Below are 20,415 nucleotides of genomic sequence, written 5' to 3'. Positions count from 1 at the left end.
CACTCGATATTAGACAGTAGAATACTGCTGTATCGTTGGTATCATTGAAAAGCCATTTATCCGGCTCCATTAAATAGTTAACCATATGACTATTGAACAAAAATATTACCAGTAAGGAAAACCTCACATAATGCGGGACAGTATGAGCAACGATAAGCGCCGTTCTTTAATTACTTATAACCATATCACTTATTTCTTATATGTGATCAGCTACTTTACTGCAGGTCTGTTGTGGATTGTGCCGATTGTCATGAACTATGCTAAGCGCCATGATGCTAATGGGTCATGGTTAGCCACGCATTTTGATTGGCAAATCAAGACCTTTTGGTACAGTATTGTTTGGTTCGTCATTGGCATTATTTTGATTACCTTTGCGCTAGGTGGCTTTGGCGTTAGCATACTAGCGGATAGTGGCAATATCGCTATTGGCTCAATATTATTGGCTGGTCTTGGTTTACTGATTATGACCTTCACCTTTATCTGGCATTTATATCGCATTATACGTGGTTGGATTGCGTTGACTGATGGGCGTCCAGTGCCGTAGATGTTTAAGAGTGCCTTTATGCTATGTCTTTAACTTAGAAAACGACAATTCACTGTTATGTAGCAGAGACTCATCAGTATTGGTTACTGCTTAAATGTAGAAATTTAGCGACTGAAACTTTGCTCTTATTTCTGTTAAGCTGATATAATCGCTGCGCCCGATTTCATTCGCATTTTTTATTCACTATTTCTTCCAAGCAGGGTCTGCCATCACTATGTCTTATGCCTTACTTCGTCCTTTTTTGTTTAATATGGATCCCGAACACGCCCATGAGATGACGCTATCTTTATTGGATAAAGCGCATAAAGCGCGTGTTTTAGGCTTGGCGTATGGTCAGTCAATGCAACCAACAGACTGTATGGGTTTGCAGTTCTCTAACCCAGTCGGTCTGGCAGCAGGCTTGGACAAAAACGGCGATTATATTGATGCGCTGGCTGAGTTAGGATTTGGTTTTATAGAAGTAGGAACCGTCACGCCAAGACCGCAAGTAGGCAACGACAAGCCAAGACTGTTTAGAATCAAGCAAGCAGACGCAATTATCAATCGTATGGGCTTTAACAATGAAGGCGTTGATTATCTAATCGAGAATGTTAAACGCTGTAAATACAAAGGCAATATCGGTATCAATATTGGCAAAAATGCCGATACGCCGGTAGAGCAAGCCGCCGATGATTATGTGTATTGCTTAGAGCGTGTGTATCCGCATGCCTCATACATTACGGTCAACATCTCATCGCCAAATACCAAAAACTTACGTGATTTACAAAGTGGTGAAGCGCTGACTCAGCTGATGGATACGATTAAAAACCGTCACAGTCAGTTAGCTACTGAATATGGTTTTTATGTCCCATTAGTGCTTAAGGTTGCTCCAGATTTAGAGCCATTACAAGTTGATTATATCTCGCAGCAATTAATAGACTTTGAGATTGATGGTTTGATTGCTACTAATACAACACTAAGCCGCATAGGTGTCGAAGACTTGCGTGATGGCGACCAAATGGGCGGCTTATCTGGTCGTCCTGTGAGTCATATTAGTACCCAGATTTTGCAACAATTCTCTGATCAGTTAGATGGTAAAGTCGCTTTGATAGGCGTAGGCGGTATTGATAGTGGTGCCAAAGCCGTCAAAAAAATCGAAGCAGGCGCAGACATGGTACAGCTCTATACGGGGCTTATCTATCGTGGTCCTGGGCTGGTGCAGTCTTGCATTCAGGCAATCGGTGGCTATTACGATGCCATGGAAAGTTAATCCACTAAATAAGGTAATAAGGCGTAGAGCATGAGTGGTTTAGATATTGTGATTGCTATCGTTGTCTTGATTGGCTTATGGCGCGGCTTTCAAGTAGGACTGATTAAAACAGCAATAGGCTTGGTAGGTTGGTTTATCGCCCTTATCGCTGCTACTAGGCTGGCAGGAGTGGTGTCGCCCCAATTGACGGGTATCGTACAAAACCCTGTGTTACAGATGGCAATGGCTTTTTTATTGGTAGTGATTGCCATATTAGCAGTTATGCATCTGATGGCTTTCGTATTCTCAGGCGTGCTCAAAACCTTACGTTTGGGCGTCTTGGACAAAATGGCAGGCGGCGTACTGGGTGCTGCCAAAAACGTATTGATGGTCTTGGTTGTACTGAGCGTCAGTGCGCCATTGCTAGTACAGATGCCGCAATGGCAAACCTCAGTACTAGCGCCTGAGCTAATGCCATATGCACCGATGGGCAAGGCTCTAGTATCAGATGTATTAGGCATGGCTTGGGATCAGGTCAATCAGTCGTAATTGTTTAATTGCCTATTATTTTATCTAACTGTCTATTATTTTACTTCTTTTTATACTTCTAAATGTTTGCACGTGTCACTGATAATCAAAAACAGATTATCGAAAAATCTCGTTAAGTTTCTTACAATATCATCAGGTTAGCGGCGTGCGATGGCGAGTGGTTGTAGCAACATACTGTCGTTAAGTTTGCCGTTATTGTCGTACTAATGTATGAGTCAAAATAGGATATAGCTATTATGTGTGGAGTCATTGGAGTTGCAGCTCACGAACCAGTCAATCAGATTCTTTATGACGGTTTGACGATGCTACAGCATCGCGGGCAAGATGCAGCAGGTATTGTCACTTTGCAAGATGGGCGACTCTATCTACGTAAAGAAAATGGCATGGTACGTGACGTATTTATGAATCGTCATATGATGAAACTGGTTGGTAAGTTCGGTATCGGTCACGTTCGTTACCCGACAGCTGGTACTTCTAGCAGCGCCGAAGCACAACCATTTTATGTCAACTCACCATATGGTATTACCCTTGCGCATAATGGTAACTTGACCAATGCTGAGAGTTTGGCCAAATCTTTGTACATCGAAGATCGTCGCCACCTTAATACTGACTCAGATTCTGAAGTACTGTTAAACGTACTGGCACATGAGATGCAGAATCTAGGCAAAACACATCCAACGGCTGATGATATTTTTGAAGCAGTAAAAGCCGTCTATAAACGCTGTGAAGGCGCTTATGGCGTGGTCGCTCTGATCACGGGTCATGGCTTACTTGCATTCCGCGATCCAAATGGTATCCGTCCACTTATCTTTGGTAAACGTATGGCACCGAATGGCGGCACTGAGTATATGGTTGCCTCTGAATCAGTGGCATTGACAGGTTCTGGCTTTACTATCGTTCGTGATGTAAAACCAGGCGAAGCAATTTTTATCGATTTAAACCATAAGCTGCATACGCATCAATGCGTCGAGCAAAAAGAATACACGCCTTGTATCTTTGAATATGTGTACTTTGCTCGTCCAGATTCGATTATGGACAATATCTCAGTTTATAAATCACGCCTACGCATGGGTGAAAAACTGGCAGATAAAATCCTTGCTGAATGGGGTGAGGATCATGATATCGACGTGGTCATTCCAATTCCGGATACGTCGCGTACTTCAGCGATGGAGCTGGCGTTAAAAATGAACGTTAAGTACCGTGAAGGGTTCATGAAAAACCGTTACATCGGTCGTACGTTTATTATGCCAGGTCAGCAGCAGCGTAAAAAATCCGTTCGCCAAAAGCTGAGCGCTGTGCCACTAGAGTTCAAAGGCAAAAATGTACTGTTGGTTGATGATTCTATTGTTCGTGGTACGACTTGTCATGAAATCATTCAAATGGCACGAGATGCTGGTGCTAACAAGGTGTTTTTTGCCAGTGCTGCGCCCCCAGTGAAATTTCCAAACGTATACGGCATTGATATGCCCGTACGTAGCGAGCTTATTGCTTCGGGAAATAGCGTTGAAGAAGTACGTGATATCATCGGCGCAGATCGTTTGATCTTCCAAGATTTGGATGATTTGATCGACGCGGTAAAAGATACCAAACATAGCCGAGTGGAAGGTTTTGATTGTGCGGTATTTAACGGCTGCTATATCACTGGTCAGATCAATGAAGCGTATCTTGATCACCTGCAAGAGCAGCGTAATGATACTGCAAAAACTGGTAAAAAAGGCGTACAAATAGTGGCTGATACCCCAGTTGATATGATGGGTGTAGAAGAGCTTTAAGCTAAGTTAAAGCAATTATTTTCAGATAACAAAAAGCTAGATTCTGAATGAATCTAGCTTTTTTATGTTTAAAATATCGCTAAGGGTACTGGCGTTTTATAAATGGTCGAAACAGTTTTAGCCTAGAAAACTGCTAAATAACCAAAATAAACCATTGATTGCTGCGATACCGACAACCATACTGACCAAAAGCTGACGGCTGATATGATAGATAAACAATACCAAAATAAGTGCGCCGATTTGAGCCATTAATAGATGCAACTCGGTGTCATTCAAAGTAACAGTCGTCGATACGTCTTGATAGGACAGGCTAGTCAAAATTAGCAGCACCATCACTGATAATGGCAAACTCTCATTTAATCGGTGTAGCCAAGGTGTATCGAGTAGCTTTCTAGGTATCAGTGCTGGCAATGCACGAGTGATAAAGGTCACTGCTGCCATGGCAAGCGTGGCAAAAATAAGATAACTACTGGTCATAAGAGTCTCCCGTCTTTTGACGCTCTATCCAAAACCCACGTACCAAGATCATAAACATACAGATAGTGATGGCTACTAGTAGCAACCAGTCACTGGTAAATAGCGAAGCAATGATTAAGCCAAGGACGGCAATACCAATCGGGAAGTAGCGTTTGATACTTTGAAATTGCTCATAAGCGAGAATCGCAAACAGACAAACCAACGCAAAATCTAAATTTGGCACTAAATCACTGAGCGTACTGCCAATCATGACGCCAACCGTACTCGCCAGTACCCACCAACTTTGATTAAATAAGCTAATAGGAAGTATCAGCGCTCGTCGCGACTCATTTGGCAAACTTGTCATGATCGAAAAAGTCTCGTCGGTCAAAGCAAACAAACAATACGTCTTTGCCAGCTTGTTTTTCGGTAAATACTGTAATAACGGCATACCATAGAATACATGGCGTAGATTAATCGCGGCAATATTGGTGGCGATATTGCCAATCGGTAGGCCAGCGCTCAGCATTGGCAGACAAGCGTATTGAGCTGCACCAGCATAGAGAACGATACTGAGCATAATCGTTGCCCATATCGGGATACCTGCTACCTGTGCAAGTACACCAAAGGCAATACCGGCAGGCAAATAGCCCATAGCAACTGGCAAGCTTTTCTTAAAGCCCTCAGCCCAGTGGTAACGGTTTTCATGTTGATGGCTTAATTCATTTGAATGAGTATTCACATGACATCCTAAATTTTTCTTATGATATTTTTATAAATCTATCGATATAAAAATTATTGATTCAAACGGTATTGCTGCAAAATTAAAAAGTAAAAATTGAGAGAAAAAACATAATATAAAACTAACTAAGCTTCAGGTTGTAGTTTTTCATAACTGCCAGTCTGATTGGCACGGTACAAAAACCCACCTAGAATGACTAGTCTCAATAATAATAGACACCACACGCTAAGCCAAATACCAGTCATATCCCATTGTTGATAGAGCAGCCAGCTTAACGGGAAGAAAATAGCAGCCAGTATCAGCGCTGCATTGCGGATCACGCTACCAGCCGTTAAACCAAAAAATATCCCATCTAGCCAATAGGCACCAACGCCGACAAGAGGCAATAATACAGCGTATAAATGGTAATCATAGGCGAGGGCAAACACTGACTCAATATTGGTCATAAATCCCAAATACGTAGGCATCGCAAGCCACCAGATGGCGCTTAACATGATAGCAAGACCATAACTAACCACGCCTGTACGCTTTATAATAATACGAAACCGTGGCCAGTCACGTCGCCCTGCAGCTTGTCCACTTAGCGTTTCAGCAGAGACAGCGACGCCATCTAAAGCGAAGGCAGATATACTTAATACTTGCAATAAAATAGCGTTAGCAGCCAGTATGACATCACCGCTTTGAGCAGAAAGTCGAGTAATCCAAGCAAAGCTTAGCGTTAAAATAAGGGTGCGCACGAAAATATCTTTGTTTAAAGAAAATAGCCTAAGCATTTTTTCTTTCGTAAAATACTGTCGATCTGCTTTAAATAATACAGACCACGATATTTTTAAGTGTTGACGGCTCAACCACAGTGCCATCAATATTCCAAACCAAAATGCAATAGTCGTTCCCAGTGCGACACCAGCCAAGCCCATCTGCATTACAAATACAAAAAACAGAGTCAGTACGATATTAAGTACAGCAATAAAGCCCTGCTGATACAGCATATAACGGGTCTTACCTTGCCCTGCAAACCAACCAATAAATGCAAAATTCATCAGCTCCGCGATCACGCCCCAAAAGCGTACGTCTAAGTAGGTCTTCGCCGCGCGGCCACTCTCAGGATTGGCTGATAGTGCTTGTAAGCCAAAATCAATCAGCCATGGCTTTGCAAGTAGTAATATTGCTCCGATAACAAAGGCCAATAGTAACGCGCGTTGTAAGATAGACAGCAAAGGCGTGGGCACTGATACAGCTGATGCATTGCTAGTATTATTAGCTAATTGTCCCAATGCCTGCGCAGCAAGCCCAGATGATGCATACTGCAAAAAGTTGAAACTAACAAGCAATAGCGACAGCAGTTGTATGGCTAGACCCATCCCAGCAAGTTTCGCCGTGTCATTCATATTGCCTACAATGGCCGTATCAATGACACTCTGCAATGGCATAGCCAAATTGGCGAGTAGCACAGGCAATGCAATCGCGACAATACGTTTATAGCTTGTATCAATAGGTGGCATCGCGTGAGAAGTTGCGGAATTAGCTGACATGGGTGACTCGTTTATGCGTGAACGATAAAGAGGTGTGTTCGTTAAATAATAATAAAATTGTAAGGCAGTACATCTAATATGAGAGACAAAATAGCTATAAAGACAAAAGCACCTAGACTCATTATTCATGAGTCAGGTGCTCTTATTTAAACGTTTTAGCTGTACAATCAGTAATTATATAGAGTGTGATAACACGCTAGTTCAACGTATCAATCCATCTAATATACCTTACTAAACGTTGTCTTGCTCAAACATTTTTGGATCGTTGAAAGTAACGATTTCTTCTTCAAACTCTGGTTTTACTTTTACGATAAAGTCATCACGCGACAGACCCATGCGTAGCGGAATCGAGCTGGCGATATAAGTCGATGAGTAAGTACCCGCAAGCAAACCAATAAACAGAGCTACTGAGAACCAGTATAATCCATCACCGCCCAAGAAGAGCATGGCTAGTACGACCAATAGAACAGTTGAAATGGTCATAATCGTACGGCGTAGCGTTTCGGTCAATGACAAATCAATCGTCTGCTCTGGCGTAATTCCGCGAACACGGCGGAAGTTTTCACGAATACGGTCATAGACAACGATGGTATCGTTCAATGAATAACCAATCAATGCCAATACCGCAGCCAATACCGTCAAATCAAACGGGAAGCCGAATAACGCAAATACACCGATGGTTACGACAGCATCATGGAATAGTGACAGTACAGCACCTAGAGACAGTTTGAACTGGAAGCGTAGGGCAACATAGCCAAGCATACAAACCAGTGCCAATACCAATGCCATGACTGAGTTTAAATAAACCTCATTACCAACTTGGCTACCGATAATATTAACGTTGCTAATCGTAGCGGTGTTGCTAGGTAATGCCAATGCTTGAGTCAGGTTTGCGCTTAGTCCATCGACGTTATCAGACTGAGGAGGTAGACGTACCAATAGCTCTTCACGCGTACCTAGATACTGTACAACCGCATCATCGAAGCCATTGTCTGCCAGCGCTTGTACAACAGCAACTTGCTCAACAGGCTGCTCATAACGCACGTCTGCTGAGACACCACCAGTAAAATCAAGACCTAAGTTCAGACCATTTACCGCGATAGCAATGATACTACCGATTACCATAAATAAAGACAGTAGTGCCATCGGCTTTTCTATCTTCATAAATGGAATGATACGCTGGTTACCAACCGCTTTGATGCCACCTTCAGCAACAGCTGCGGCATCATCAGCGGCGTCACCTGATATTACGTCAGAATCAACAGCGGTAGACAGTGCTTGACTGTCTTTAGCATTTTGACCTTTACCGCCGCGACGACTAGAGCTTTTGCCTGACTTTGCGGTAGTAGGGTTATTGGTTTTAGTATTGCTACCTTTACCATTACGACGCGGTTTGTTACGGCGACGCGTACTTGCATTGGTCGTGTCACCGTTTGAGCCATTTCGATCAGGATTATTCTGCTGTTCTAAAGGGTTGTTATTATCGATCGCCATAATATTCTCCTAACCGATGCTCAGACTTTTGATGGATTTACGCTTACCGTAAGCAATTTGTACCAGTGCACGTGTCACCAAAATAGCGGTGAATAGCGAGCTGACAATACCAATAGCTAGCGTAATCGCAAAGCCCTTAATCGGACCAGTACCAATCGCAAATAGGATAAACGCGACCAATAAGGTTGTAATGTTGGCATCAAAAATACTGCTAAATGCGCGATCAAAACCTGCCACGATGGCTGATTTTGGCCGCACACCATTGGCAATCTCTTCTCGTATTCGCTCAAAAATCAGTACGTTGGCATCAACCGCCATACCGATGGTCAAAACGATACCTGCGATACCCGGTAGGGTAAGTGATGAACCCAAAATTGACATAATGGCAATGATAATAATAACGTTAACGGCTAGCGCAACGTTGGCAATCACACCGAACAGGCGATAGAAGATAATCATAAACGCGAAGACTAATAGATAGCCGACTTGCGTAGAGAACAACCCTTTATCGATGTTTTCTTGTCCGAGTGATGGACCAATAGTGCGCTCTTCTACGAAATACATCGGTGCAGCAAGTGCGCCCGAGCGTAGCAATAGCGCAAGCTCAGCTGCTTCAGCACTACTATCTAAACCAGTAATACGGAATGATGAACCCAATACCGCTTGAATGTTGGCGCGGTTGATGACCTTTGTTTCAGCGTAAGGTGTGCGTACTTCAGTCGTCTCACCAGTCGCTGGATCTTCTTCGTAAGTGATTCTTTGTTTGTTTTCAATGAACAATACAGCCATCTGTTGACCAACCGCTGTGCGTGTGGCGTTCTGCATGAGCTTACCGCCAGCACTGTCCAAGGTAATACTTACTTCAGGTAGACCGCTTTCATCCAAGCCAGTTTGCGCGTTGGTTACTTTGTCACCGGTGACGATCGCTTGACGATCTAACAATACAGGAGGACCATCAAGTGTTTCGAATGGGAATGCCTCTGTGCCCGCTGGAGGTATACCGCCAGTATAAGTGTCAGCATCTTCTGCTACCATACGGAACTCAAGGTTTGCAGTACGGCCAAGTACACGTTTTGCTTCAGCAGTATCTTGTACACCAGGTAGCTCAACAACGATACGGCTAGCACCTTGCGACTGTACCAAAGCTTCGGTAACACCCAGCTCAGCAATACGATTACGTAGAGTCGTTAAGTTCTGATTGACCGCGTAGCTATTGATTTCGTCAAGTGTCGCATCGTTATACGATAAGACCAATGCAGGACCTTGATCATCAATAGAAGACTGCAAGTTAAACGTATTGCTCATTGAGCCTTGTAATACATTTTGGGCACGGTTACGAGTGTCAGTATCAGCAAAATGCAATACCACGCCGCGATCTTCGGTCTTGATACCTTTGATTGCTACTCGCTCAGCACGTAGCTCACGTCGCATATCACGACTGGCACTGGTCAAACGCTGTTCAAGCGCCTTGTCCATATCGACTTCGAGTACAAAGCGTACACCACCACGCAAATCGAGACCAAGCTTCATCGGTCTTGCACCGATATCACGTAGCCACTGCGGGGTAGTCTGTGCTAGGTTAAGGGCAACGACATAGTCTTCGCCCAAGTTTTGACGTAGCACTTCTTGCGCTTTTAGCTGATCGACTGGGTTGTTGAGGCGTACCAGCGCGCTGTTACCCTCAAACGTACCATCGTGGTTATCTAAACCTGCCTCTTCGAGTAAGCTTTGAGACTCGGTTAAGATGCCTTCAGATAGCTGAGTTCCTGCGGCTGCGCTCGTAATCTGCACAGCAGGTTCGTCAGGATAAAGGTTGGGGGCAGCATATAGACCGGCAACGAGTAGCACGACGGCAATTAGTAAGTATTTCCAAGCGGGATATTGCATAATCACTTCTTTAAGTTGATAAACGACTGGCGACGTAGGCCACAAGTTAGCAGATGGGAAGTTAGCGATAGCAACGGTCGAGTGCTATGTTCAGCAGCCGTCATCATGCACCATTGCGATCATCCGCGATGATAGTAACGCATAAAACAGTAAAGCAAATAATACAGATGTCTGTTTATCTGGTCACCAAAAATCATATGGCTGACTTGGATAAAGATAGGACATCTAAACAGTAAGCCTAATTTATATAGCAATTTTACCTCACTGCGCTAATAGCGAAAAATGACCGTAAATCATATACGGTCATTTTTTAGTCATTACATTCGTTAATGCGACGACTATTGAATGTTCACTAATAAATTTTCACTAATAAAAAATAGTGAACATTCTAATTAGACGCTTTCGATCGTGCCAGCAGGCAATACTGAAATAACAGAAGCACGTTGTACTTTCACGTCAGTATTGTTGTTTAGGCTCACAACGGCATAATCGCCTTCGATTGCTTTGATACGACCCATTAAACCACCAGCGAAAATGATTTCACTACCAACGGTTAATGCATTAACCATGGCACGGTGTTCTTTGGTACGCTTAGACTGCGGGCGAATGACCAAGAAGTAAAAAATCGCAAAAAACGCAACAGGCAGTAAAATCTGACCGAATAGACCTGCAGCACCTGCAGTCTCTGGTGCAGCATGGGCAGCTTGAATAAATAAGCTCATAATATCTCTCAGTAAGTCATAGACAATAATAAAATTAGACGCATAGTAACAAAAAATCCCAGACTTGGTAACTGTTAATCATAGGCTGAGCGTGTTTTTCTTAGCGTAAGGCATACTATCAGCCAACGGATAGGACAACAATGTTTTTACTATATTTAGATAATCTATATAAAGCCTCAGGCTAAATAACTGTCATGAATTGGCTAGTAAAGATATCGTCATACAACCGTTAATAGTAGGGTAATAAAAGTCATCAAAAAACAAAAACTTAAAAATGGCGACTTATTGTGAAATGGTATCATCAATGCTACTATCAAATGGCAGTGATTGCCTGTATTTAGTATGCTATATATTCAAGCATAATACGGCTTATTGAAGCATAGTATGGCTTTGAAATAGCGATTAAATCAGCTTTGAGTAATTATTTATACGATAGACAGAAGTCTTTTATTACTTTATTAATAGTATTCTGCAACTCGATATAAATTGCTCATGACATTATCTTCCTTTTACTCTTTTTAGGTTACCTAACTTGTTCACCACTTTTATGTTTGTACCTCGTTTATGTCGTCCGCGCGCTCATCGTAAAGACGCATCTGCAGAACCTCCCCCGAGAATGACTACTAGTTCTCGATTTGGTTATACTTCTTTTTTAGCACTATCTGCATTAGCAATTCTTATGCTACCGCATGCAGTGTGGGCAGCTGGTGCTGTATCAACATCTAGCGAGGCGGCAGCACCAACCGCGCTTAGCGTTTCTTTATTGATATTTTTTGTCTTACTCGCTATTGGTGTCTCCTTTGTCTGTTCATTAGCAGAGTCTGTTTTGCTGAGCATGACGCCATCGTTTATTGCGGATGTACAAGAGACCAGTCCAAAAAAAGCAGAAATGCTTAAAAGTCTCAAAGTAGACAATATTGACCAGTCGCTAGCTGCTATTTTAACGTTAAATACGGTTGCCCATACACTTGGCTCTATCGGTGCGGGTGCACAGGCTACGATTGTCTTTGGTAGCGCGTGGTTTGGTCTGTTTTCGGCCCTCATGACGCTTGCTATCTTATTCTTGTCTGAGATTATCCCAAAAACACTGGGTACAGTTTACTGGCGTCAACTAAGTGGTTTGGTTGCTTATTTCGTTCGTGGCATCATCATGCTGCTATACCCATTAATCTGGTTCTCAGAGCGTCTGACGAAACTATTGGTACGCGGTAAAGAGCCGCAAACATTTAGCCGCCGTGAGTTTGCTGCTCTTGCTAGTATCGGTGAAGAGTCAGGACAAATTGACCCACTAGAGTCGCGTATCATTCGTAACTTGCTCGCATTTGGCGCGATTAAAGTCGAAGACATCATGACACCGCGCTCGGTGATGCTTGCATTCGAAGAGAATAAAACCGTCGCTGAGCTATTGGTTGATCGTCCAAAGCTGACATTTTCTCGCCTGCCAATCTATGATGGTGACCTAGATAACATTACAGGGTTTGTCCTAAAAACGGACATGCTGTTGGCTAAAGTGAACCATGCTATGCATAAGCCGTTGACGCAATTTCAACGAGACATCACTTTTGTTTTCTCTAAAATGAAGCTGTTTGACTTGTTAGAGTTGATGCTAAAAAATCGTATTCATATTGCGATTACAGTCGGTGAATATGGTGAAGTTAAAGGCTTAGTCACGCTAGAAGATGTGTTTGAGACATTGTTAGGTCTCGAAATTGTTGATGAGATAGACCGCGTCGAAGACATGCAGGCCTTGGCTCGCCAGATGATGGATAGACGGGTAGAGCGTTTAGGCATGAAGCTCAGCGATGATGAGCAATATGAAGACAGTAACAACGAACCTAAGTCCTAACGAAGCGTTAATGAAGCAAAACTCTAACGTGGATAGCTTAACCATAAATATTGATGGTTCTAAAGATTGATGGTTTAAAAATGGTCAGCTCATTATGGGCTGACTATCAAACTAGAGCTGCAAAGCATCTAACCGTTTGAGCTAGGATTTATAGCATAAAATGTTAAGAACATTTGATTTGATAGCTTGGGTTTTTATTCGCAATAATTACACAGGGTGTCACATGGCTGTGAGAATTCGATGATAGGCTCGGCATATGATATGAGTATACTTATATAGATATATCTATACAGACACACTGCCAAAATAAATGATAAAAGAGCGTTAATCGTCAATATATGACACTAACGAAAAAAATATCGCTAAGGATTATCATGAAAAAATTATTGGGAAATAGGCTATTAGCTCTATTGGTGAAAAGCGCCAGCATCACTGCAATCGTAGCAGTAGCCAGCACCATCAGTATCAATGCACAAGCAGCAACTATGACCGAAGATTTGGTACAGAACTATGCCGCCGCAATGAAAGCATCAGCGAATAGCCAGAGCATCAATCAGGTATCGCGCCTAGTATCGGACGACGCATTGATTTCATTATCTAGAAAAGGTAAATCTACCAGTTTAGATAAAGACGCGTATTTAAAGCTGCTTCAAAACAGCTGGAATGATACGTCTAATTATCGCTATGATATTTCGGTAGATAATGTGGTGATTACTGGTTCACAAGCCAAAGCCAATGTGACGACCAATGAGAGCTGGGTAAAAAATGGTCAGCAAGTATCATTTGTTACCACATCTCGTGTGACCTTGACCTTGTCTACTGGTAATGCAGTGCTCTTGCGCGCAGTATCACAGGTAGCTATTAATTAAATCGCCATTAATCACGCAAGACTCAAAAATATAATGGGTTATATAAGCGATAGTTAGTTTAATTGGCTGAGATTCTAACTTATAAGAGATTTTAGTTGGTTAAACAGTTATTACTTAGTTTTATAGGCTACTTGAGCGTCTATGATTATCTTTTATATTAGGCTAGTCTTTGCTTTACATTGCATACTATACTATCCATCAACTTTATCTTATTAATTTCTGTCGTTAGGAAACCTCCAATATCATGTCTACTGTGCTATCACACTCTCGCTCATTTATTGCGTTGCCATTGACGCTTGCGGTATCCACTTTACTGATTAGTGCGTGTAGCAATACATCAGCGGTAAAAAACAAAGGTGCGACCAATAGCTCATCTGTCATCACTAAAAGTCCTGCCAATCAAGGGACTAATACAGGTAGTGCAGACTACTCAACTGCGTTTTTAGATGCAGAGAGTTTGGATGAGTTGGCTGACTTGTTAGAAGCCACTGACATGACCATGGTAGAAGGTAACCAGCTTGCTATTCAGCAATATGGTGATTTGTGGAATCGTCTACGCGCAGGCTACCGCATGAATGGTGGTAAGCCAATCTATAATCAGCGTATTGAAGGTCAAAAAAGCTGGTTTACCAGTAGACAGGATTATCTAAATCGCCTAACTGCACGTGCCAGTCGTTATATCTATCATACGGTACGAGAGGCAGAGCGTCGCAACATCCCAACAGAGCTTGCCTTGCTACCGGTTATCGAGAGCTCTTACGATCCAAGTGGTACGAGTAGTGCGGCAGCTGCGGGCTTGTGGCAGTTTATCCCGAGTACGGGCCGTATTTATGGTCTGAATCAAAGCAGCACTTATGATGGTCGCCGCGATGTTATCGAATCAACACGTGCTGCCTATGACTTCTTAACAGCATTGCACAACCAGTTTGGTAGTTGGGAGCTAGCATTGGCTGCTTATAACGCTGGCCCTGGCCGTGTACAAAAAGCAATCGATGCCAACGCAGCGCGCGGACTGCCAACAGATTATTGGTCGCTTCAATTACCGACCGAAACGATGAACTATGTGCCGCGTTTCTTAGCTGTAGCCGAAATCGTCGCCAAGCCTGAGCAGTATGGTGTGTATTTGCCCGCTATCGCTAACCGTCAGCATTTCCGCAGTGTACCTGTTAACTATGGTGTGAGCTTGGCAGAAGTATCGCAGTTAACTGGCGTTAGCTACGATGAGCTAGAACGTCTAAATACTGCACTGACATCAGGCCGTGTTGATTCTTCAGGTCCACAGCGTGTCATCATTCCTAACGATGTTAGCCTTAATGCTGATGCCAAACTAAGTGGGCTCAGAGGTAATGGTACAGGCAATGTGCTTGCATCAAGCAACGCAGGTAGCTCAAGCACGACAGCGACTACGCCAAGCTACAATAACAAACCATATACTGCCTCATCACTGCCGTCTACTGGTAGCGCATTGGCTGATTATGCCGCTAGTGCAAGTGTACCTCAGCAGACCACCAGCTATATCTCACCGTCTGCGACACCGACTAGCAGCTCGGTATACAGTGGTAATTCCTCAGCTCGCACTGAGCCACCACTGACCACCGCAGAGACTAACAAGATCAATGCTGAGCTTAAGAGCAGTAACAGCTTACCGACCACCTCAGCTCAGATTACTCAGAACAATACGATTGTCCAAGAGCCACCGCTTAGCAAAGAAGAGCGAGATTTCATCGCCAATCAAATCCGTAGAAATACTTCTGAGACCAATGTCATCAATGCTGACGGCAATATTAATCTATCAGCCGTACAAACACAGCAATCTATCTTAGAAGCGAGTGGCGCAGAGAAAAAACTTAGCTTTGCCAAAACCTCGGTAAGTAAGCCAAAACCACAAGGCACGCGTACCACTTATACGGTAAAACGTGGCGATACGCTCTCGAACATTGCGAGTCGAGCAGGGGTTAGCTGGCGTGATATTGCAGAATGGAACCAGATAGATGCCAGTGCTAATCTGCTCTCTGGCAGCACATTGTATCTATATGATGCCAAGACTATCGAGCCATTAAGTACTGCTAACAATGCAGCCGCTAGTCAGCCTGATAGTTACGTCGTACAAGGTGGTGATACGCTTATCGGTACGGCCAATCGTTTTGGCTTATCGGTCACTCAGCTAGCCAGCTATAATAATCTGAGCAGCCGTGCTGATTTGCTCAGAGGTCAAAAATTATGGCTCATACCGGGTAAAGTGACTGCACCTGCGACAACACCTGCCGCTCCTTCTACCAAGCCGAGTAAATCAAGCACTGCGACCAAGAATTATAAAGTAAAAGCAGGGGACGGATTAATTGCATTGGCACGTCAATTCAATGTGTCGACAGATACTTTAGCCAGCCTCAACGGCATCAACAGCACAAGTTCGCTATATGTTGGTCAGACACTTAAAGTGCCAGCCAGTGTTAATTTCGATGTTGCAAGTACTACAAGTGCGAGCAGTAGTAACAGCTCAAGCTCGGTCGCGACCACCAATTACAAAGTAAAATCAGGTGATACGCTGATTGGTATTGCGAATAGCATCGGAGTGAGTGCAACGGAACTTGCTGCGGTAAATAGCAATTTCGATGCAAAGGCTCGCTTGCAACGTGGTCAAACGATTAAAGTACCTGCTTCTAAAGAATTGGTCGACCGTCAGTTGAATGACAAAGCGGTCAGCTACAAAGTAAAATCAGGTGATACATTAACGGGTGTCGCTAAACGTTACAATATTGGCTTAAGTGATTTGGCATCAGCGAATAACTTGAATACCAATTCGAATCTGATACTGGGCCGTACTATTACCATCCCTGCTAGCGGCAGTGTGGCAAGTGCATCTAGTAGCAGCCAAAGTAGCAGCTCTGCTAGTAGTAGTAGCTCAGTAAGCAGTGGTACGAAATTAGGTAACACTGAAAACTATAAAGTTAAATCTGGCGATGGTTTGATTGCTTTGGCACGTCAGTTTGGCATCTCAGTAGAGGATTTGGCGGCGACCAATGATCTATCGACCAATGCTCAGCTACAACGCGGCCAAACACTTAAAGTACCAAAAGCGACAGTAAGCTACACGGTTGGTTCGGGCGACAGCTTGATTGGTCTAGCACGTAAATATGGTGTCTCAACCCAAGAGCTGGCTGATATGAACAATATCGCCGCTGATACGATGTTGCAGCGCGGTCAGCGTCTGAATGTACCTAATCGCTAATGAATAAAATATTAATGGATACCGTTTAAACGAGACGTCATTAATATTAACTATGAATCGTAACGCACAAAAAAGCTGCTCTTTATAAGAGCAGCTTTTTTTATTTAATAAGAATAAATTACTGTGAAGGTTTAGCTTGCGAACCGTCTAGTAATAGCTACAAATTAGACCGTCTGAGTCTTAATAGTCTCAAGATAGCTTCTGATATTACTGACATAGTGCATGGCTTGACCATAGCGGCTATTCGACGCTCTATTATCTGCTAAATAAGTATAGACGTTTGCCCAACTCTTATCATCGATACCTTGAGCTCGTAGTTCGCGTTGGATTCTTTTTACTGCATTGGGACCCATGTTATAACCTGCAAGGGCAAACCAGATACGGTCAGTTTTTGGCACATCAGAGAAGTCTGCTTTTACTTGCTCTAGATAGCGTGCACCGCCGCCAATGCTTTGGTAAGGATCGACACGGTCTGAGACGCCCATCGCTTTTGCAGTGTTATTGGTCAGCATCATCAATCCGCGTACGCCAGTCGGCGACACAGCATTGGCATCAAGATGTGACTCTTGATAACCCATCGCGACCAATAGTTCCCAGTCGTGATTATAATTGCGTGCTTGCTCTTCAAACGAAGACTGATAGTCCGGTAACTTTTCCGTTAAGGTTCTCTGGAAGTGATCCTGACTATAGGCATCTTTAAGCAGGTTTTGATTGTAGAACGCAGCAAGTTTTTGTGTGTTTTTTAGCTTGATGCTATCGCACAAAAAGTAACTGGCTTTTCTAGACAGTGGATCATTGGATGAGCTAAACGTCCAACTTACCTTAGGGTGTAGACCGTTCTTAGTCAGACTAGAATCATAACCACAGCTGACATTGATAGATGATAGGTTCAACTGGCTTTTTAGCTTGGTGCTAGCCGTGGTCAGCGCCATGTCAGCATTGCCTGTTCTTAGTGCTTTTAGTGCCGCTTCTTCACTGGCATAGGCTTTTAGATTGATATCGACACCGAGCTCGTCGGCATAAGTGCGCACCAGATCAAACCCAAAACCATGTTGGAAGCCATCGGTAGCAAAGTAAGTGCTATCGCCTGGTACCGCAGCAATGGTCAAGGTATTTTCCAGCATGACATTGTCATAGGCTGGTACCGATGTGTTCATGGTCGTCAAACTCTCAGCGGGCAACGAGAGTAGAGCGATGCTAGAGATTTGTGCCAGCTTCTTGGTTCTGGCAAAATGATTAGACGCAATAGGGGTAACGGATGAAACGATGTTACTTTTGGTGTTCAGTAGGCGTTTAGATGGACGCAGTAAATAAGAAATACGGCGTTTGGCCCCTTGCGCAGATACTTTTACACGATAAGTAATACGCTGCATGGATGTCTCCTGATTTTAGCCATCCTTCTTACCGCAAAAACACGTATAAATATATGTGCATAATATTGACATATATCGATATCGTATCTTAAATAGAGTGGCATTTTTAATAGGATGAATGCCACTCTATCTTGTTTGACTATAGCGCCACTAGCGTACTCTCTCTAAGAGTTAGTGGGATAGTTTGTCGTCAGCCAGCTATCGATATGTCATAAAAGCGTTCTAAACAGTGTTTATTAGTACTGGTTTAAAATACTGAACGCACAACGACGCGAAGGATATAAATCAGATGATTCCTTCATCGATAACTAAATATGGCTAGTGGCCAAACAACTATATATCAAACATAGGTAAGGTCATGATTAAGTTATTGAGACAGAGACATAGCTTGAAACATTGATGTAAGGTTTTGCCAATGAGGCAAATACATTCCTCTGTTTTAACTATGCTAACTTTGATGGCTGGCTATACTTTGAATCACTAATATTAAGTTACTAGTAATAGACTAGCTGGCTAATAAAGTTGTTTGTCCAGCGATGAGGGTAAGCAAAATAACCAGAGTTAATAGTTTATAGCTGTCTATCAAACTGACTATGTCATACCGTCATCGCGACACCAAAAATAAAAAAATACCATGCCGCTAACATATATAGTGCAAACATAGTATTTCAATGGGTAGCGGTTTAAAATCTTATCGCTGATATAGCATCATAAAGTCTTAAACAACTACCAGCATTATTTTGGTGCCATAACCGGAAGCTGTAATAGTGGGAAGTTTCATGACAAAACGTTCTTTCTTACGGGTAGTAATATGCGGTTACTAATTGCATTATTCAAGTAGAGTTAAGAAAAAAGCGATAAAACTTAACAATTAAGATATAAACGGTTAATTTTCCAGATATTTGGTACACGATAATCAAAAATAGAATAACAAAGTTCAAATAGCAGTCAAACTAGACTTTGTGCTTATGGTTTGACTGAAGCTGTTAGCAAGTCTGGTTTGGCTTTTGAACTATCGTTTTCTCTAGAAGTTTTTCTCTGCAAATTTTTCTCTATAAATAATAACCGTTTAAAATGGCTTTTTAAGTGGCTAGTTTATGCTGGGTTTTTGATATCGATAAAAGTAACTGGCAGACCAAATTTTTGAGCGACTATCTCTCCTAACGCCTGAATACCGCCACGCTCCGTCGCATGATGACCACAACCGAAATAGTCAATCCCAAGCTCACGTGCGCTATGCGTGGTACGCTCAGATATCTCACCAGAGATAAACGCATCACAGCCCATGCTAGCCGCTTGCTCAATCATATCCTGCGCGCCACCTGTACATATACCCACACGTTCGATCAGCCTACCATTTGTCTGAACAGATGAGTCTGTATGATACTCAGCTGGAATATGTAATGGCGCGCGACCTAAGGCTTGAGTAATGGTGGCAATGAGATCGTCAGCAGTTTGCGGTGTACAAGTAGCGATATTGCCCACAGGATGGGACTCGGTAGGATAGAGCGCACCGTTGATCGTCATACCGAGTACGTCAGCAAGCTTTGCGTTATTGCCAGAGATTGGGTGTGCGTCGAGCGGTAGATGATAGCCAATCATAGAGATACCGTGTTGCATCAGCTTGCGCACGCGTCGACCTTTCATACCAGTAAGCGTAGCAGGTTCACCTTTCCAGAAGTATCCATGATGCACCATAATCGCATCGGCATTGTCAGCGATCGCAGCATCTATCAAGGCTTCACAAGCCGTGACACCAGTGACAATACGTTGAATCGGTTGTCCACCATCGACCTGCAGACCATTTGGTGCATAGTCTTTAAACGCACTGGTAGATAAGTAGTCGTCACAGAACTGTGTCAATGCCTGAGCGCTGATACTTTGAGTATTGGATTCAGCTGTCGTATGATTTGCAGTCATTATGTTTTCCTGTCATCAATAAAATGTATGTCGTAAGGTGCTATGGATTCACTAAGCAAAAATTATGTATTATCTGTCATGTTTGAAAATGTTTGGTTTTGGGCTTCTAGCTTTATGTTCAATTCTCGAAATGCTGAAATGTCGAGCATCGTAAAAGCTATTTTAACATGTCGTTGTAAGCAAGCAGACAAGCTGGATAACTGAAATGGTACACGATACGTTACTATTTACTGGTATTGCGGTTATAATTTA

15 protein-coding genes are annotated in these 20,415 nt (G+C 43.0%); 7 read left to right on the top strand and 8 right to left on the bottom strand.

Annotated features, from left to right (window positions below):
- Nucleotides 1-142 precede the first annotated feature (142 nt).
- The 4 genes from I3249_RS01885 to purF all read left to right on the top strand — a co-directional run bounded on the left by I3249_RS01885 (nucleotide 143) and on the right by purF (nucleotide 4,093).
- Nucleotides 143-544 (top strand): hypothetical protein, encoded by a 402-nt coding sequence (locus I3249_RS01885; RefSeq protein WP_238068280.1) that lies wholly within the window; start codon nucleotides 143-145, stop codon nucleotides 542-544.
- A gap of 214 nt (nucleotides 545-758) precedes the next feature.
- Nucleotides 759-1,793 carry a quinone-dependent dihydroorotate dehydrogenase gene (locus I3249_RS01880; RefSeq protein WP_238068278.1) on the top strand — a complete coding sequence of 345 codons (1,035 nt, stop codon included), beginning with the start codon at nucleotides 759-761 and terminating at the stop codon, nucleotides 1,791-1,793.
- A 30-nt stretch (nucleotides 1,794-1,823) separates the two neighbouring features.
- Nucleotides 1,824-2,321 carry a CvpA family protein gene (locus tag I3249_RS01875; RefSeq protein ID WP_102090972.1) on the top strand — a complete coding sequence of 166 codons (498 nt, stop codon included), beginning with the start codon at nucleotides 1,824-1,826 and terminating at the stop codon, nucleotides 2,319-2,321.
- 236 nt (nucleotides 2,322-2,557) lie between these two features.
- Nucleotides 2,558-4,093 carry an amidophosphoribosyltransferase gene (gene purF, locus I3249_RS01870; RefSeq protein ID WP_101205374.1) on the top strand — a complete coding sequence of 512 codons (1,536 nt, stop codon included), beginning with the start codon at nucleotides 2,558-2,560 and terminating at the stop codon, nucleotides 4,091-4,093.
- Nucleotides 4,094-4,210: 117 nt separating this feature from the next.
- Here purF and I3249_RS01865 read toward each other — a convergent pair whose 3' ends face one another.
- The 6 genes from I3249_RS01865 to yajC form a co-directional block, all read right to left on the bottom strand.
- A complete protein-coding gene (locus I3249_RS01865) occupies nucleotides 4,211-4,570 on the bottom strand; it encodes an AzlD domain-containing protein (protein WP_114700992.1) in 360 nt (119 codons plus the stop codon).
- A complete protein-coding gene (locus I3249_RS01860; RefSeq protein WP_114700993.1) occupies nucleotides 4,560-5,291 on the bottom strand; it encodes an AzlC family ABC transporter permease in 732 nt (243 codons plus the stop codon). The genes I3249_RS01865 and I3249_RS01860 overlap by 11 nt, the downstream gene beginning before the upstream one ends.
- A 125-nt stretch (nucleotides 5,292-5,416) precedes the next feature.
- Entirely contained in the window at nucleotides 5,417-6,823 is a 1,407-nt protein-coding gene (locus I3249_RS01855; protein WP_238068276.1) for an MATE family efflux transporter, read from the bottom strand.
- 231 nt (nucleotides 6,824-7,054) lie between these two features.
- On the bottom strand, nucleotides 7,055-8,317 hold the full coding sequence (gene secF, locus I3249_RS01850) for a protein translocase subunit SecF (RefSeq protein WP_238068274.1): 1,263 nt from the start codon (nucleotides 8,315-8,317) through the stop codon (nucleotides 7,055-7,057).
- Nucleotides 8,318-8,326: 9 nt separating this feature from the next.
- Nucleotides 8,327-10,204 carry a protein translocase subunit SecD gene (gene secD / locus I3249_RS01845; RefSeq protein WP_101205370.1) on the bottom strand — a complete coding sequence of 626 codons (1,878 nt, stop codon included), beginning with the start codon at nucleotides 10,202-10,204 and terminating at the stop codon, nucleotides 8,327-8,329.
- A 392-nt stretch (nucleotides 10,205-10,596) separates the two neighbouring features.
- The gene (gene yajC / locus I3249_RS01840; RefSeq protein ID WP_057759529.1) at nucleotides 10,597-10,926 is read right to left on the bottom strand and encodes a preprotein translocase subunit YajC; all 330 of its coding nucleotides are present in this window, start codon (nucleotides 10,924-10,926) and stop codon (nucleotides 10,597-10,599) included.
- A gap of 547 nt (nucleotides 10,927-11,473) precedes the next feature.
- On the opposite strand from yajC, the gene I3249_RS01835 reads away from it, so the two are divergent.
- The 3 genes from I3249_RS01835 to I3249_RS01825 all read left to right on the top strand — a co-directional run bounded on the left by I3249_RS01835 (nucleotide 11,474) and on the right by I3249_RS01825 (nucleotide 16,870).
- Entirely contained in the window at nucleotides 11,474-12,772 is a 1,299-nt protein-coding gene (locus I3249_RS01835; protein WP_238068401.1) for a hemolysin family protein, read from the top strand.
- A gap of 374 nt (nucleotides 12,773-13,146) precedes the next feature.
- Complete coding sequence (locus tag I3249_RS01830; protein WP_101205368.1) at nucleotides 13,147-13,641, top strand: hypothetical protein; 495 nt, start codon at nucleotides 13,147-13,149, stop codon at nucleotides 13,639-13,641.
- Between the two features lie 244 nt (nucleotides 13,642-13,885).
- Nucleotides 13,886-16,870: a LysM peptidoglycan-binding domain-containing protein gene (locus I3249_RS01825; RefSeq protein ID WP_238068272.1), complete on the top strand. Its 2,985-nt coding sequence runs from the start codon at nucleotides 13,886-13,888 to the stop codon at nucleotides 16,868-16,870.
- 164 nt (nucleotides 16,871-17,034) lie between these two features.
- On the opposite strand, the gene I3249_RS01820 is transcribed toward I3249_RS01825, so the two are convergent.
- Both I3249_RS01820 and I3249_RS01815 read right to left on the bottom strand, forming a co-directional pair.
- A complete protein-coding gene (locus I3249_RS01820) occupies nucleotides 17,035-18,243 on the bottom strand; it encodes a transglycosylase SLT domain-containing protein (protein WP_238068269.1) in 1,209 nt (402 codons plus the stop codon).
- A gap of 1,095 nt (nucleotides 18,244-19,338) precedes the next feature.
- Nucleotides 19,339-20,163: a Nif3-like dinuclear metal center hexameric protein gene (locus tag I3249_RS01815; protein ID WP_238068267.1), complete on the bottom strand. Its 825-nt coding sequence runs from the start codon at nucleotides 20,161-20,163 to the stop codon at nucleotides 19,339-19,341.
- Nucleotides 20,164-20,415 lie beyond the last annotated feature (252 nt).

The sequence above is a fragment of the Psychrobacter sp. Ps1 genome, from assembly GCF_022129425.1.
GTDB lineage: Bacteria > Pseudomonadota > Gammaproteobacteria > Pseudomonadales > Moraxellaceae > Psychrobacter.
The sequence above is the reverse complement of the archived record's forward strand: the minus strand, read 5'-3'. Positions and strand labels throughout refer to the sequence as shown.

Coding starts and splice junctions, on each gene's coding strand:
- I3249_RS01885 (WP_238068280.1), top strand. CDS start 143: ATGAGCAACGATAAGCGCCGTTCTTTAATTACTTATAACCATATCACT.
- I3249_RS01880 (WP_238068278.1), top strand. CDS start 759: ATGTCTTATGCCTTACTTCGTCCTTTTTTGTTTAATATGGATCCCGAA.
- I3249_RS01875 (WP_102090972.1), top strand. CDS start 1,824: ATGAGTGGTTTAGATATTGTGATTGCTATCGTTGTCTTGATTGGCTTA.
- purF (WP_101205374.1), top strand. CDS start 2,558: ATGTGTGGAGTCATTGGAGTTGCAGCTCACGAACCAGTCAATCAGATT.
- I3249_RS01865 (WP_114700992.1), bottom strand. CDS start 4,570: ATGACCAGTAGTTATCTTATTTTTGCCACGCTTGCCATGGCAGCAGTG.
- I3249_RS01855 (WP_238068276.1), bottom strand. CDS start 6,823: ATGTCAGCTAATTCCGCAACTTCTCACGCGATGCCACCTATTGATACA.
- secF (WP_238068274.1), bottom strand. CDS start 8,317: ATGGCGATCGATAATAACAACCCTTTAGAACAGCAGAATAATCCTGAT.
- secD (WP_101205370.1), bottom strand. CDS start 10,204: ATGCAATATCCCGCTTGGAAATACTTACTAATTGCCGTCGTGCTACTC.
- yajC (WP_057759529.1), bottom strand. CDS start 10,926: ATGAGCTTATTTATTCAAGCTGCCCATGCTGCACCAGAGACTGCAGGT.
- I3249_RS01835 (WP_238068401.1), top strand. CDS start 11,474: ATGTTTGTACCTCGTTTATGTCGTCCGCGCGCTCATCGTAAAGACGCA.
- I3249_RS01830 (WP_101205368.1), top strand. CDS start 13,147: ATGAAAAAATTATTGGGAAATAGGCTATTAGCTCTATTGGTGAAAAGC.
- I3249_RS01825 (WP_238068272.1), top strand. CDS start 13,886: ATGTCTACTGTGCTATCACACTCTCGCTCATTTATTGCGTTGCCATTG.
- I3249_RS01820 (WP_238068269.1), bottom strand. CDS start 18,243: ATGCAGCGTATTACTTATCGTGTAAAAGTATCTGCGCAAGGGGCCAAA.
- I3249_RS01815 (WP_238068267.1), bottom strand. CDS start 20,163: ATGACTGCAAATCATACGACAGCTGAATCCAATACTCAAAGTATCAGC.